The following is a 14,479-nucleotide window of genomic DNA, read 5'->3' on the forward strand; positions in this document are numbered from 1 at the left end:
CAGCCGGGAAGTGGCTTATCATCCTTTTATTACGTGAATGAAAAAAGGGTGGTTATTCCCATGCGTCTTGAAGTTTTTTGCGAGGATCGTCTTGGTCTGACACGTGAATTGCTCGATTTACTGGTGCTGCGCGGCATTGATTTGCGCGGCATCGAAATTGATCCAGTCGGGCGTATTTACCTCAATTTCGCCGCGCTTCAGTTCGATACATTCAGTAGCCTGATGGCTGAAATTCGCCGCATTCCCGGCGTTACCGACGTTCGCACCGTATCGTGGATGCCGTCTGAGCGCGAGCACCGCGCCCTGAGTGCGCTGCTGGAAGCGCTGCCTGAGCCGGTACTGTCGCTGGACATGAAAAGTAAAATTGAGCTGGCAAACCCGGCCAGTTGCCAGCTTTTCACGCAGGATATCGACAAATTACGCAACCACAATGCCGCACAACTGATCCCTGGTTTTAACTTCCAGCGCTGGCTGGAGGGGAACCCGCATAACTCCCATAGCGAACATGTGGTGATCGGCGGACAAAACTTCCTGATGGAAATTACCCCGGTGCACCTGGAAGGGGAAACCGGCGAACCGATGCTGACAGGCGCCGTTGTTATGCTGCGTTCCACCGTGCGCATGGGACGGCAGTTACAGAATATCAGCCCGCAGGATATCAGCGCCTTCAGCCAGATTGTCGCTGCCAGCCAGAAGATGAAGCATGTGGTCGAGCAAGCGCGCAAACTGGCGACGCTGACCGCACCGCTGTTGATTACCGGCGATACCGGTACAGGAAAAGATCTGCTGGCGCATGCCTGCCACCTTGCCAGCCCGCGAGCGGCGAAGCCGTATCTGGCGCTGAACTGTGCCTCGATCCCGGAAGAATCGGTCGAGAGCGAACTTTTCGGTCATGCGCCGGAAGGAAAAAAAGGTTTTTTTGAACAGGCTAACGGCGGCTCGGTGCTGCTGGATGAAATTGGCGAAATGTCGCCGCGTATGCAGGTCAAACTGCTGCGTTTCCTCAACGACGGGACTTTCCGCCGCGTTGGCGAAGATCATGAAGTGCATGTTGATGTCAGAGTGATTTGCGCCACGCAACGTAACCTGGTGGAGCTGGTACAGAAGGGGCTGTTTCGCGAGGATCTCTATTATCGTCTGAATGTCCTGACGCTGAATTTGCCGCCGCTGCGCGAACGTCCGCAGGACATCATGCCGCTGACGGAACTGTTTGTTGCCCGTTTCGCCGATGAGCAGGGCGTACCACGGCCAAAATTATCGCAGGATCTGCCGCCATTGCTGAACCGCTATAGCTGGCCGGGCAACGTCCGTCAGCTGAAAAACGCCATTTACCGGGCGTTAACGCAACTGGAAGGTTATGAACTGCGCGCGCAGGATATTTTGTTGCCGGATTACGACGCAGCTACTGTTGCAGTGGGTGAAGATGCAATGGAAGGTTCACTGGATGAGATCACCAGCCGGTTTGAACGTTCGCTGCTGACCCAGCTTTATCGCAACTATCCCAGTACGCGTAAACTGGCGCGTAGGCTTGGCGTATCGCACACGGCGATTGCCAATAAGTTGCGGGAATATGGTTTAAGCCAGAAGAAAAGCGAAGAGTAGAGAAAACCCGGCAGCGTTCGCTGCCGGGCTGAAATATCAGGCTTTCAGCACGTCAAGTGCCGCAGTGTAATCCGGCTCAGTAGTAATTTCATTGACCAACTGGCTGAAAATAACCTTATCGTTTTCATCAAGTACCACGACAGCGCGTGCCGCCAGGCCTTTCAGTGCGCCTTCAGAAATGCTCACGCCGTAGTTTTCCAGGAAATCAGCGCTGCGCAGCGTTGACAGCGTAATCACATTGCTCAGGCCTTCCGCGCCGCAGAAGCGGGATTGCGCAAACGGCAGATCGGCAGAAATGCACAGTACCACTGTGTTGCTAATTTCAGTGGCTAACTGGTTGAATTTGCGGACAGAAGCTGCGCAAACACCGGTATCAATACTCGGGAAAATGTTCAGTACTTTGCGTTTGCCCGCGAACTGCGCGAGAGAGACGTCAGACAGGTCTTTAGCCACAAGCGTAAACGGTTTGGCTTGTGCGCCAACCTGCGGGATTGCGCCTGCAACGGGAACCGGGTTGCCCTGAAAATGAACGAGTTGTGACATAATATCTTCCTGTTTACATATAGTTAACGTCGGGGCTAGTGTATGCCATCCGCCGAGACCACGGCAAACCAATTTTCATATCTATACTGGTTTACATTGCGGCAGAGGAGAGAGGAATGCGCAACGTTAAAGTTTATGAGGAAACCTGGCCGCTGCACACTCCGTTCGTGATCTCGCGCGGCGCCCGCAGCGAAGCGCGCGTGGTGGTCGTTGAACTGGAAGAAGATGGCATTAAAGCCTCCGGTGAATGTACGCCTTATCCGCGTTACGGTGAGAGCGAAGCGTCAGTCATGGCGCAGATACTGACCATTGTGCCGCAACTGGAAACCCGGCTCAGCCGCGAGGAGTTGCAAACGCTCTTGCCGCCCGGCGCTGCGCGAAACGCCGTGGATTCTGCACTCTGGGACCTGGCGGCGCGCAAAGCAAACCAGACCCTGACACACTATGCAGGCGTTACATTGCCGCAAAATGTCATCACGGCGCAGACCGTGGTGATCGGCACGCCGGAGCAGATGGCGGCCAGCGCGGCGGCGCTCAGCGAGAAGGGCGCTCAGTTACTGAAAGTGAAGCTTGACGATCACTTGATCAGTGAGCGGCTGGTGGCGATCCGCGCCGCAGCGCCCGAAGCGACACTGATTGTCGATGCCAATGAGTCGTGGCATGCCGAAGGCCTTGCGGCGCGTTGCCAGCTGCTGGCGGATTTAGGTGTGGCGATGCTGGAACAACCGCTTCCGGCCGGGAACGACGAGATGCTGGCCAACTTTATCCACCCGTTGCCCATTTGCGCTGATGAGAGTTGCCATACGCGGGAAAGCCTGGCGTCCTTGCACGGGCGTTACGAGATGGTCAACATCAAGCTCGATAAAACCGGCGGTCTGACGGAAGCGCTGGCGCTGGCCGACGAGGCCGCAAAGCAGGGTTTTGCGCTGATGCTGGGCTGCATGATCTGCACGTCGCGCGCCATCAGCGCGGCATTACCGCTGGCAAACCGTGTGCGCTTCGCCGATCTGGATGGCCCGACGTGGCTGGCGGTGGACGTCGAACCGGCGCTGCACTTTACCACCGGCACGCTTCATCTTTGAGGATCCCAGTGCAGTAATTCTGTCACTGCCGCGAGGTATTTTTCGCTCGCTTCGTCGGCGGAGATCGGCGGAAACTCAACGGTGATGCAGTGCAGACCGATATCCGCGCACCAGCTTCCAAAAGAGCCGGGTGTTTCGTAACCAACACTGGTGACCAGCGGCAGGGAGAGCTGGCTGGACAACCATTGGCCAAGCACACTTTCCTGCGGATCTTCCACACATGCCAGCGGATCATGGAACGTCACCACCCATGCCGGGTGAATGCGATGAATCAACTGGCACAGCGCTTGCGTTTCCGGTTCAGAACCGGGCGCGTCACCGGTCAGCAACACCACATCCCGTTCATCCGCGGCGCTGTTCCAGCGATAAACCGTTTCACCTGCTTTCCAGTTGGCGGCGGGGAAATTCCGGTTGAGATCGACGCCATTGGCGTTCGCGCGCAGGCCAAGCTGGCAACCGTCCGGATTGACCGCGAGGACCACATGATGATGGCGCAGATCGGACTTCAGCGTGCGCAGGGCGCAGGAAAGCGTGACGACCGAGGAGTTTTCGTCACCGTGAGTCCCGGCGATGATCAAACCGCTTTCGCGCGTGGCGACTGGTGCCGGGAACCAGATCAGCGGCGCGCCAAGCTGTGAGCGGCCAAACTCTTCGCTTCCGGGGGCAAAACGGCCCCGCTGCGGACGTGGTCGTGTGACAGGCATAAATTTCCTTTGTTCTGGCGTTTGCTTACAGCAAGTGTTGAGCAAAAATCGGTGTGACGCAAATCTTGCCATGGAGGTTAAATTACTGTCCATCATCAATTTTTTGACTGACCAGGTTTGCATTCCGGTATGTTAAAACAAATAATTACACTTCTATTGCCGGGAAATGACACATCAAAAGGGGATCCCATGACGCATCGAGTTTCCACGCTGTGCTGCGCGCTCTGGCTGTGCGGTTTTTCTTCTGTATCGTTTGCTGCTGATGTTCCTCCAGGTACGCAACTGGCGGCAACGCAGGAAGTTGTGCGTCATCTGAAAGATGAACCCGCCTCGCTGGATCCTGCGAAAGCCGTGGGTCTGCCGGAGATTCAGGTGCTGCGCGACCTGTTCGAAGGGCTGGTGAATCAGGACGAGAAGGGCAACATTATTCCCGGCGTCGCCAGCAAATGGCAGAGCAATGATAATCGCATCTGGATTTTTACCCTGCGTGACAATGCCCGCTGGTCTGATGGTTCGCCGGTAACCGCAGAGGATTTCGTTTATAGCTGGCAGCGTCTGGTGGATCCGAAAACGACCTCGCCTTTTGCCAGCTTTGCGGCGCTGGCGGGTCTGGCCAATGCGCAGGATATTACCGAGGGTAAAGCGACGCCGGATAAGCTCGGCGTCAGCGCGATGGATGCGCGCACGTTGCGCGTGCAACTTTCCCGTCCCGTACCGTGGTTCCCGAGTCTTGCGGCCAGTTTCGCGCTCTACCCGGTACAAAAAGCGAATGTTGAAAGCGGCGCAGACTGGACGCGTCCGGGTCATCTGATCGGTAACGGCGCGTTTGTGCTGAGCGATCGTGTGGTGAACGAAAAGCTGGTGCTCAACCGCAACAAGCACTACTGGGATGACGGCAAAACCGTGATCGATAAGGTGACGTTTATGCCCATCAATCAGGAGTCCGCTGCCACCAAGCGTTACCTGGCGAATGGCGTCGACATTACCGAATCTTTCCCGAAAAACCTCTATCAGAAATTGTTGAAAGATATCCCGGGGCAGGTTTACACGCCGCCGCAACTGGGCACTTATTACTACGCATTTAATACGCAAAAAGGTCCAACGTCCGATCCCCGCGTGCGTCTGGCGCTGAGTATGACGATCGACCGTCGTGTGATCGCGCAAAAAGTGCTGGGCACTGGCGAGAAACCCGCATGGCGTTTAACGCCGGACGTGACGGCAGGTTTCACCCCGGAACGTTCACAATTTGAATCGATGAGTCAGGCAGAGCTGAACGCGCAGGCGAAAACGTTATTGCAGGCGGCAGGTTACGGCCCGCAGCGGCCGCTTAAACTCCGGTTGCTGTATAACAGTTCTGAAAGTCACCAGAAGATTGCTATCGCAGTGGCCTCAATGTGGCGACAGAGTCTGGGCGCGGATGTGACGCTGCAAAACCAGGAGTGGAAAACCTATATCGACAGCCGTAACAGCGGCAATTTTGATGTGATCCGCGCGTCATGGGTGGGGGATTACAACGAACCGTCCACGTTCCTGTCGATACTGACGTCGGGAAGCAGCAGCAATATTTCGCGTTTCAATGATGAAAGCTATGACAAAGTGATTGCACAGGCGGCGCAGGAAACCAGCGCCAAAGCGCGTAACGTGGACTACAACGCGGCGGAGCATCTTATTGCCGAAAAAGCGCCGATTGCGCCGATTTATCAGTACACCAATGGGCGCTTAATTAAGCCGTGGCTGAAGGGATACCCGATTAACAACCCGGAAGATGTGGCATACAGCCGCACGCTATACATTATTAAGCATTAATAAAAAAATCCCCTTACGTCACGGGAAGTAAGGGGAAACTCATTGATTACGGAATGATTCCTGTCTTAGCAGGAGTGTTAAGAATTTTACTTAAGGAATGTGAAGGGACAATGGAGGAAATAAGGAGCGTTGCGGGAATGTGAATGACCGTTCTCGGGTACTGGCCAAAAAAAGCCCGCTACATTGAGCGGGCGAAAAATACTGGAAGCAATGTGAGCAATGTCGTACTGAATACCTGAGTGTTTAACTCAACTATTCAGTATTGAGAAAGATAATCTTTATCATTTATTGGCGCAACCCCTTTTTTTGTAAGGTCGTTCGGAGCGGCATTTTCCGCGGATAAACCCAGCTCTTTTACGATTATGGTCAAAAAACAGACAGCATTCGGTGGTATAATAGAAGGGTGTTTACTACCTCAGAGGACGTTATGGAGACTGAATTAGACCCAACCCAACTGGCTATCGAATATCTGCGTCGCGATCGCAGTGCGATGACACCGGCCGAGTACCTCAAAAAACTCAAACGACTCCGGCTGGAGTTTGCGGATCTGCTGACCCTTTCGCATACAGAATTAAAAGAAGAGATCGATTTTGCCTGGCGGTTGGGCATTCATTAATGCCGTGATAACGCCATAGCGCCCGAAAGCGGGCGCTTTTTTTTGCCTTCATTCAGGCGGCAAGCACCTGGTTACGACCGTTATTTTTTGCGCGATAAAGCGCTTCATCGACGCGACGGAACAGGGCATCGAGGCTTTCATTTTGCAAATGACGCGCGACGCCGATACTGACGGTAAAGTCAGGCAGACCGGGCGTGGCGATATTCACTACCGCCAGGCGGATGGCTTCCGCCACGTCCAGCGCGGTATCTATGCGGGTATGCGGCAACAACAGTAAAAATTCTTCGCCACCCCAGCGAAAGACATAATCACCACTACGGCTGTTGGCTTCCAGCGTGCGTGCAAGTTCGATCAGCACTTCGTCCCCGCACTGATGGCCGAATTGATCGTTAATATGTTTGAAATGATCTGCATCGACCAGCATGACGCAAAAATCGAGCACGGTCGGCAGAACATGCTCTGTCAGGTGATAAAACTGACGGCGGTTCAAAAGCCCGGTGAGGGCATCGCGGTGTGCAGCGTATTCCAGCTCCTGCTCAAGCCGCTTCTGTTCGGTAATATCATGAATAATGCATAACATCAGCCGTTCGCCGTATATCTCAATTGGCCCGGCGTAGGTTTGCACATGTCGCGTTGAGCCATCGGCCAACTGATGAATAAAATTGAGCGGCTTATGTCCACCAGGCAGCCTGGCGATTTCTGACATCACCGGCAAGACGCTGCGCCCCATGGTGTTAATTTCCCATGTGTGCTTCTGGCACATTTCTTCATGATCGTAACCATAAAAGCGCAGAGCAGCGAGATTGGCATCCACGATCAGGCCATCGCGGACGGGATCGATAAGCAGCATTGGGGCTGACGTGGTATAGAAAAAACGGGCGTAGAACCCTTGCTTACTCGGCCGGTAAGAGGAGGAGTGGTTGGCCTTGAGCGCGGCGGCTGCAGCGCCACCGGAAATGCCTTCGAAAATGAGCACTTCACCGACAGTTTCAAGTTCGCGCAGCACGGCGCGGCAACTGATCGTACACTCTTCACCGGAAGGGCAAATACTCCAGATTTCGACCACATCTTCGTGATTTTGCAGGCAGGGTAAATACATTGAGAGGCTGGTCTGCGCAATGGCAGAAAAGAGGCCACTGCGCATTTCACGCAATGAACGACCCGCCGCCAGCTTCTGCGCCTGTGTGTTAGAAAATAACAACGTTTCCGTGTCAGGGGCGACCACCCAAACCGGCGTGGAGAGGACATTCAGCGCATCCAGGTGATATTTAAGCATGGCTACTCCACTTATTGCGCAGGTTGCAATGTCGCCGCTGGCCAGATGTTGCGGCAATTTACTAACTTTATTGCAACACACATGAAATGTAGAGCCTTATGCAGGTTTTTTTTGTGACGGCTCTGAACATTCCAGTGACAACGCGAAAGGTTTATGTTTAAGCAACGCTGAAATCTTCTCGACGGGTTGTGGACGGGCAAACAGGAAACCTTGTAAAAAAGCACAGCCCATATTGGTGAGCAATGCATGTTGTTCTGCCGTTTCGATTCCTTCGGCGACCACACGCATATTCATCGAGTGGGCAATGTCGATTATCGTCGAGACAATTTTCACGTTGCGGCTATTTTCGCGAATATCTTTCACAAAACTTTTATCAATTTTGAGTTCAGTGGCAGGCAATTTTTTCAGCATCAACATATTGGAATAACCGGTACCAAAATCATCAATCGCCACCGTGATCCCCAACTGCGCAAACTGGGTCAGCAGATGAACGCTACGCTCAAGGTTTTTCAGCGCGGTGTTCTCGGTGATTTCCAGTGTCAGGCGCGTCGGGTCGACACGGTAACGGGTCAAGGCATCAGTGACCTGTTCATAAATATCATGCTGTTCAAACTGGCTGGGCGAGAGGTTAATCGCCAATGTCAGGTGGGGAAAACCCTGGGTATTCCAGTAATGTAACTGGCGACAGGCAGATTCGATCACCCACTGACCAACAGAGAGAATCAGTCCGGTTTTTTCCAGCATCGGCAGAAACGTTGCCGGCTGCAAAACTCCCTGCTGCGGGTGACGCCAGCGCAGCAGGGCTTCAAATCCGGCAAGGGTTTGTTCGGGCGCGGTATATTGCGGCTGATACCAGAGTTCAAACTGATTACGCGTCAGCGCCTGCGATAAATCCTGCAAGAACTGTGGCGCATCGGCGGTTTTCTGCGCCATTCCGGCGTGATAAATCGCCCAGCCATTGCGACCTTCCTGCTTAACGCTGTACATGGCGGTATCGGCTTTCAGCTTCAGCTCATGGGCGTTTTCACCGTGCTCAGGATAAAAACTCACCCCGGCGCTAAGCGATACATTGATGACATGGCTTAATTCATAAAAAGGGTGCTGAATGGTCGCGATCAGGCGGCGAATCAGGGCGTCAACTTCTTCCTCGCTGGTCTGCGGCACCAGCAGCGTAAATTCGTCACCACCGAGCCTGGCCAGCGACATTTTGTCATTAATACAGGCGGAAAGCCGTTCTGCCACCACGACCAGCAACCGGTCGCCAATATGGTGTCCCCAGGCATCATTCACCAGCTTGAAGCGATCCAGATCCATATAAATCAGCGCGAAGGTCGTCTGCTCTTCCGCTGCGCGATTCAGGCAGGAGTCCAGCAAAATATCGAGCTGAATACGGTTTGCCAGCCCGGTGAGGGGATCATAATGCGCCTGTTTCTCCAGTTGCAGGTTTAGCTGACGCAGACTATCGGTCAGGCGTGCTGTCCGCAATTGTGAATCGATCATCGAGATAAAAAGCATGATGCCAAAAATCACCAGCGTTGTAGTGGCGACCCACAGTGACAGCCCTTGCTCGCCGACGCCGCGGCTCATGATATGTATGGCATCGCTACGCACGATAATGCCGAGCCCATCATTACTGAAGGTCGCGGCGCTCATGCCGGTATAGTGCATGGCGCAAATGGCAATGCCCATCACCAGCGAGGCAAAAACGCGATTAATAAAGACGCCGTGCGTATTTTGCCGCAGGCTGAACGCCAGCCACAGCGCGACCCAGGCGCTGGCGATGGCAATCACGATCGACAGCGCCACCAGCGGGATATTCCAGTAAATGCTGACGAAGCTCATCATCGCTGCCATGCCGATATAATGCATCGACACCACGCCGCTGCCGAGGACAAGGGTGGCGAAAATCAGGCGCTTTATCGGCAAGGTATGGCTGCTGACGGCGATATTGAGCGACAGCGTCGAGGCCAGTAAAGCAATAACAAATGAGAGGATGGTTAATTCAAAATCATAATGCATCATTATCGGCATTTTCATCGCTAGCATACCGACAAAGTGCATTGACCAGATGCCCATGCCCAATGTGGCTCCACCAGAAATCCGCCAGAACAGGGCGCTACGAGGTTCTGAGTTCAGCACTTTACCTGCACTATCGAGTGCGACAAATGAGGCAATGAATGCCACCAAAAAAGAGATGCCGACCAGAATAGGGTCCCACGAAACATAAAGCATATGTCATCCACGCAGGCAAAAGAGTTGATATGTAATCCTGGCACTAATTTTAGCAAGTAACCTGATGAATTTAATGGTTGCGCTGAGTTTATTATTGCGAGGACAAATTAATAAACATGGAGCATCTTTTATTTATCGACATTAACAGCAGGAACTTAAAAAAAGTGGATGATTTAAGCGAGGCTAAAACTAAATTAAGAAGGAAATATGCTGTGAGGCTCACTGAGTGAGGCTGTTTTTTATATGATATATTTTGATGCTGAATTCTGGGTTTATCGCATTACCTGGCTGTTTGTGTTGGGGTTGCGGCTTATGTTCAGATGAATAACCTGACTTAATCTGAATTGTAGTTACTTAACCGTGAACATTGCGCAGTATCAATTTAGCCGTGTAAAAGTATATTTCGAATGCTATAACGATCTTACCTTCTTCTGCTGTTTGGTGGGTATCACTATGTTAAGGCATATTAGTGTAAGGACTTTTATTATTTTATTTTTGCTTTTCTCTTTTATTCTCATGGAAGCTTTGGTGATCATTCTCTCAAAAAATGCCACCCTGATTATGACTACCTCAGTTGTTTCCATTACTTCGCTGGCATTACTTTGGCTGTATATGACGCAATATTTAGTGACGCCGATTAATACTGTTAAAAAAAGTATAGAAGAGGTAACCTCAGGAAATCTTTCTATTGTTATTCCTGAATTTGGAAATAACTGCGCCGGTCGCTTAATACCCGGAATCAACTCACTTTCTGCCAGCATTGCTACCTTAGTCAGAGAAATTCGCTCCTCTTCGGATTCTGCCCTCAATCTTTCGGCTGAACTGGCCACGCGTAGCGCTGACCTCTCCGTTAAAACCGAGGAGCAATCTGCTGCACTGGTACAGACCGCCTCCAGCATGGAACAAATGGCTTCCAGCACCAAAAATAATGCCGACAATACGCGCATCGCCAGCACCCGCGCTAAAGATGCGACCAGCTGTGCGTTAAAAGGCGGGGATTTAATGGGGCTGGTAGCGAAAAATATGCAGTCAATTACCGAATGCGCCAATCAGATGACGGAGATTATTTCGATTATTGACGGTATCGCTTTCCAGACCAATATTCTGGCGCTCAATGCGGCGGTAGAGGCAGCGCGAGCAGGCGATCACGGGAAGGGGTTCTCCGTAGTGGCCGGTGAGGTGCGTAGCCTTGCGCATCGCAGCGCTGAGGCGGCGAAAAATATCAAATCCCTGATTGCCGAAACGACAGATAACGTGACGCAGGGTGCGACAGTGGTGAACGAAGCAGAACAAAACATGCATGATATTGTTTCTGGCGCGAGCGTGGTCAGTAAGTTGATGGATGAAATTGCCGTCACGACGTTGCAACAGGAAAAAGGCATTTCGCAGATCACCCTGGCGTTAGCAGAGTTAGAAAAAGTGACACAGAGCAACGTCACCACGGTTGATGAACTTGCCGGTTCCTCTGACGTACTGAAACATCAGGTCGAGGAGTTACAAAAACGGACCGGTAAATTCCGTTTGATCGAGGGCGCTCCGGCAGCACGCGTGGCAGCGGAGACCGCGTTGCCGCCGGAAAAACAGCGCCAGCGCGTCAAAACGCCGGTTTTGCAGAATCAGGAAAATTACTGGCACTCCTTCTGAAGATCTCTGTACTGAACAACAAGGCCCGGGAAACCGGGTTTTTTATTTGCAGTTTGCGTGAATTTGTTAACAAATTCAGCGTGATGATTGCTTAAGATTCTCATCCGGCTAGACTGACAGCAATACCTTGCTGATTTTGGAGGCGCTGTGGAAGCATTAAAAGGCTCCGGGGTGAATGTCCCGGATGCGGTTTTTGCGTGGCGGCTGGATGGAAAAGGGGGCGTTAAGCCGCTCGAAGATGATGACATTATTACTGAACAAACACCGTGCTGGGTGCATCTGAATTATACCAATCAGGAGAGTGCACAGTGGCTGGCCTCAACGCCGTTGCTGCCGAACAGTGCGCGTGATGCGCTTTCCGGAGAAAGTACGCGTCCACGCGTTAACCGGTTGGGTGAGGGGACGCTCATTACGCTGCGCTGCATTAACGGCAGCACTGATGAACGACCCGACCAGCTCGTGGCCGTGCGGTTATACATGGATTCGCGGATGATTGTCTCCACGCGTCAGCGTAAAGTTATGGCGCTGGATGATGTGGTCAGGGATCTGGAAGAGGGTTCCGGCCCAACGGATAGCGGCGCCTGGCTGGTGGATGTTTGCGATGCGTTGACCGATCATGCCAGCGAATTTATTGAATCCTTGCACGACAGGATTATCGATCTGGAAGATAACCTGCTCGATCAGCAAATTCCTCCGCGGGGAATTCTGGCGTTGCTGCGCAAACAGTTAATTGTTATGCGCCGCTATATGGCGCCGCAGCGTGATGTCTTTTCACGGCTGGCCAGTGAACGTCTGGCGTGGATGAGTGACGATCAGCGCCGTCGGATGCAGGATATCGCCGATCGCCTCGGGCGTGGCCTGGATGAGATCGATGCCTGCATTGCACGTACGGCAGTGATGACGGATGAGATTACGCAGGTGATGCAGGAGTCGCTGGCGCGACGCACGTATACCATGTCGTTGATGGCAATGGTGTTTTTGCCGAGTACCTTTCTTACTGGCTTGTTTGGCGTCAATCTGGGCGGCATTCCGGGAGGCGGTTGGCAATTCGGCTTTTCGATCTTCTGCGTGATGTTGGTGGTACTGATCGGCGGTGTTACCTGGTGGTTGCATCGTAGTAACTGGCTGTAAAATTTCACTTTTTTAACATTTTTTGAACATAAAAACGCCAGATAGTTTGAGCGAGGTCAATAAATACAATACCTATTCAGGGCAATATTTCTCTCGCAGGTGAATGCAACGTCAAGCGATGGGCGTTGCGCTCCATATTGTCTTACTTCCTTTTTTGAATTACTGCATAGCACAATTGATTCGTACGACGCCGACTTAATGAGTCGGCTTTTTTTTGCCTCTTTTTTACCTGCGACTACCCTTAACAAGGTATCTCACGTAAAGGAGGCGATGATGAATACACGCAATTCCTCATATCCCAGCGATCCGGTTCCGACCGATCCGATCCCGATTCCCGATCCCATTCCCCATCCGCAACCGATGCCGGACCCGCCGCCGGATGAAGAACCCATTAAGATGTCGCGTAAACAGGGCAGATCTGAGAGGATACGCGCCTGCTGATCTCAGCCCTTTTATCGCGAGACTTTATTGTGACCGCTTTTTCAACCTTAAATGCTTTGCCCGCCGCCCAGATCGAGAATCTTAACGATCTGGGCTATCTCTCTATGACTCCAGTCCAGGCCGCTGCGCTGCCTGCCATTCTCGCCGGAAAAGATGTCCGCGTGCAGGCAAAAACAGGCAGTGGCAAAACGGCGGCGTTTGGGCTGGGCTTATTGCAACATATTGATGCCAGCCGATTTCAGACGCAGTCATTGATTTTATGCCCGACGCGTGAGCTGGCCGATCAGGTCGCCAGCGAGTTACGCCGCCTGGCGCGCTATATGCCCAATATCAAAGTGCTGACTCTCTGCGGCGGCCAGCCATTTGGTGCGCAGCGCGATTCATTACAACATGCGCCGCACATTATTGTTGCCACGCCGGGGCGTTTGCTCGATCACCTGCAAAAAAACACCGTTACCCTGGATAACCTGCAAACGCTGGTCATGGACGAAGCCGATCGCATGCTCGACATGGGATTCAGCGAGGCGATTGATGACGTTATCCGTTTTGCGCCTGCCTCACGGCAGACCCTGCTGTTTTCAGCCACCTGGCCGGAAGCGATTGCCGCCATCAGTGGCCGCGTCCAGCGCGACCCGGAAACCATTGAAATCGATAGCGTCGATGCGCTGCCCGCCGTTGAACAGCAGTTCTTCGAGGTTTCCCGTCAGGGCAAAGCCGCACTGTTGCAAAAGCTCTTAAGCGAGCACCGTCCGGCTTCCTGTGTGGTGTTCTGTAATACCAAAAAAGATTGTCAGGAAGTGTGCGATGCGCTGAACGCCGCGGGGCAGAACGCACTGGCGCTGCATGGCGATCTGGAGCAGCGCGACCGCGATCAAACACTGGTGCGTTTTGCCAACGGTAGCGCGCGCGTGCTGGTGGCGACCGATGTCGCTGCGCGTGGTCTCGACATTAAATCGCTCGAGCTGGTGGTGAACTACGAACTGGCATGGGATCCGGAAGTACACGTACACCGTATCGGACGTACTGCGCGCGCGGGTAATAGCGGCCTGGCAATCAGTTTCTGTGCGCCGGAAGAGGCACAGCGCGCCAATATTCTCGCGGAAATGCTGCAACTGAAGCTGAACTGGTGCAACGCACCAGCTAACGTCAAAGTGGTGCCGCTGGAAGCGGAAATGGCCACGCTGTGCATTGATGGCGGTAAAAAAGCCAAAATGCGTCCCGGCGATGTGCTGGGCGCGCTGACCGGCGATATGGGGCTGGATGGCGCGGACATCGGTAAAATCACCGTGCATCCGGCGCATGTTTATGTGGCTGTTCGCCAGAGTGTGGCGCGTCAGGCGTGGAAGCAGTTGCAGAACGGGAAGATTAAAGGCAAGAGCTGCCGCGTACGGCTGTTGTAAAA

Annotated in this window: 12 protein-coding genes; 8 read left to right on the forward strand and 4 right to left on the reverse strand. The window is 53.0% G+C overall.

Annotated features, from left to right (window positions below):
- The first annotated feature begins 60 nt into the window (after nt 1–60).
- On the forward strand, nt 61–1,602 hold the full coding sequence (tyrR, locus tag Y71_RS12510; RefSeq protein ID WP_007371964.1) for a transcriptional regulator TyrR: 1,542 nt from the start codon (nt 61–63) through the stop codon (nt 1,600–1,602).
- A 36-nt stretch (nt 1,603–1,638) separates the two neighbouring features.
- On the opposite strand, the gene tpx is transcribed toward tyrR, so the two are convergent.
- Nucleotides 1,639–2,145, reverse strand: coding sequence for a thiol peroxidase (gene tpx, locus Y71_RS12515; RefSeq protein ID WP_007371965.1), 507 nt, complete (start codon nt 2,143–2,145; stop codon nt 1,639–1,641).
- Between the two features lie 116 nt (nt 2,146–2,261).
- Here tpx and ycjG point away from each other — a divergent pair, with 116 nt between their 5' ends.
- Complete coding sequence (gene ycjG, locus Y71_RS12520; RefSeq protein WP_007371966.1) at nt 2,262–3,227, forward strand: L-Ala-D/L-Glu epimerase; 966 nt, start codon at nt 2,262–2,264, stop codon at nt 3,225–3,227.
- Here the strand turns inward: ycjG and mpaA are convergent.
- Nucleotides 3,218–3,931 carry a murein tripeptide amidase MpaA gene (gene mpaA / locus Y71_RS12525; RefSeq protein ID WP_007371967.1) on the reverse strand — a complete coding sequence of 238 codons (714 nt, stop codon included), beginning with the start codon at nt 3,929–3,931 and terminating at the stop codon, nt 3,218–3,220. The genes ycjG and mpaA overlap by 10 nt on opposite strands.
- A gap of 189 nt (nt 3,932–4,120) precedes the next feature.
- Here mpaA and Y71_RS12530 point away from each other — a divergent pair, with 189 nt between their 5' ends.
- The gene (locus Y71_RS12530; RefSeq protein ID WP_007371968.1) at nt 4,121–5,737 is read left to right on the forward strand and encodes a peptide ABC transporter substrate-binding protein; all 1,617 of its coding nucleotides are present in this window, start codon (nt 4,121–4,123) and stop codon (nt 5,735–5,737) included.
- Nucleotides 5,738–6,164: 427 nt separating this feature from the next.
- The gene (locus tag Y71_RS12535) at nt 6,165–6,353 is read left to right on the forward strand and encodes a YdiH family protein (RefSeq protein WP_007371969.1); all 189 of its coding nucleotides are present in this window, start codon (nt 6,165–6,167) and stop codon (nt 6,351–6,353) included.
- A gap of 52 nt (nt 6,354–6,405) precedes the next feature.
- Here the strand turns inward: Y71_RS12535 and Y71_RS12540 are convergent, their stop codons facing one another.
- Both Y71_RS12540 and Y71_RS12545 read right to left on the reverse strand, forming a co-directional pair.
- Entirely contained in the window at nt 6,406–7,629 is a 1,224-nt protein-coding gene (locus Y71_RS12540; protein ID WP_007371970.1) for a GGDEF domain-containing protein, read from the reverse strand.
- A gap of 96 nt (nt 7,630–7,725) precedes the next feature.
- The gene (locus Y71_RS12545) at nt 7,726–9,861 is read right to left on the reverse strand and encodes a putative bifunctional diguanylate cyclase/phosphodiesterase (protein WP_007371971.1); all 2,136 of its coding nucleotides are present in this window, start codon (nt 9,859–9,861) and stop codon (nt 7,726–7,728) included.
- Between the two features lie 453 nt (nt 9,862–10,314).
- Here Y71_RS12545 and Y71_RS12550 point away from each other — a divergent pair, with 453 nt between their 5' ends.
- The 4 genes from Y71_RS12550 (at nt 10,315) to dbpA (ending at nt 14,477) form a co-directional block, all read left to right on the forward strand.
- A complete protein-coding gene (locus Y71_RS12550) occupies nt 10,315–11,505 on the forward strand; it encodes a methyl-accepting chemotaxis protein (protein ID WP_035942256.1) in 1,191 nt (396 codons plus the stop codon).
- A 147-nt stretch (nt 11,506–11,652) separates the two neighbouring features.
- Entirely contained in the window at nt 11,653–12,636 is a 984-nt protein-coding gene (gene zntB, locus Y71_RS12555; protein ID WP_007371974.1) for a zinc transporter ZntB, read from the forward strand.
- A 270-nt stretch (nt 12,637–12,906) separates the two neighbouring features.
- Nucleotides 12,907–13,077, forward strand: a complete 171-nt coding sequence (gene ynaL / locus Y71_RS31105) for a proline-rich small protein YnaL (RefSeq protein WP_435526110.1) — start codon at nt 12,907–12,909, stop codon at nt 13,075–13,077.
- 29 nt (nt 13,078–13,106) lie between these two features.
- A complete protein-coding gene (dbpA, locus tag Y71_RS12560) occupies nt 13,107–14,477 on the forward strand; it encodes an ATP-dependent RNA helicase DbpA (protein WP_007371975.1) in 1,371 nt (456 codons plus the stop codon).
- Nucleotides 14,478–14,479 lie beyond the last annotated feature (2 nt).

It is taken from the genome of Kosakonia radicincitans DSM 16656 (genome assembly GCF_000280495.2).
Taxonomy (GTDB): Bacteria; Pseudomonadota; Gammaproteobacteria; order Enterobacterales; family Enterobacteriaceae; genus Kosakonia; species Kosakonia radicincitans.

What these genes read in the sequence shown, in the direction of transcription:
- tyrR (WP_007371964.1), top strand. Translation starts at nt 61, where the DNA reads ATGCGTCTTGAAGTTTTTTGCGAGGATCGTCTTGGTCTGACACGTGAA.
- tpx (WP_007371965.1), bottom strand. Translation starts at nt 2,145, where the DNA reads ATGTCACAACTCGTTCATTTTCAGGGCAACCCGGTTCCCGTTGCAGGC.
- ycjG (WP_007371966.1), top strand. Translation starts at nt 2,262, where the DNA reads ATGCGCAACGTTAAAGTTTATGAGGAAACCTGGCCGCTGCACACTCCG.
- mpaA (WP_007371967.1), bottom strand. Translation starts at nt 3,931, where the DNA reads ATGCCTGTCACACGACCACGTCCGCAGCGGGGCCGTTTTGCCCCCGGA.
- Y71_RS12530 (WP_007371968.1), top strand. Translation starts at nt 4,121, where the DNA reads ATGACGCATCGAGTTTCCACGCTGTGCTGCGCGCTCTGGCTGTGCGGT.
- Y71_RS12535 (WP_007371969.1), top strand. Translation starts at nt 6,165, where the DNA reads ATGGAGACTGAATTAGACCCAACCCAACTGGCTATCGAATATCTGCGT.
- Y71_RS12540 (WP_007371970.1), bottom strand. Translation starts at nt 7,629, where the DNA reads ATGCTTAAATATCACCTGGATGCGCTGAATGTCCTCTCCACGCCGGTT.
- Y71_RS12545 (WP_007371971.1), bottom strand. Translation starts at nt 9,861, where the DNA reads ATGCTTTATGTTTCGTGGGACCCTATTCTGGTCGGCATCTCTTTTTTG.
- Y71_RS12550 (WP_035942256.1), top strand. Translation starts at nt 10,315, where the DNA reads ATGTTAAGGCATATTAGTGTAAGGACTTTTATTATTTTATTTTTGCTT.
- ynaL (WP_435526110.1), top strand. Translation starts at nt 12,907, where the DNA reads ATGATGAATACACGCAATTCCTCATATCCCAGCGATCCGGTTCCGACC.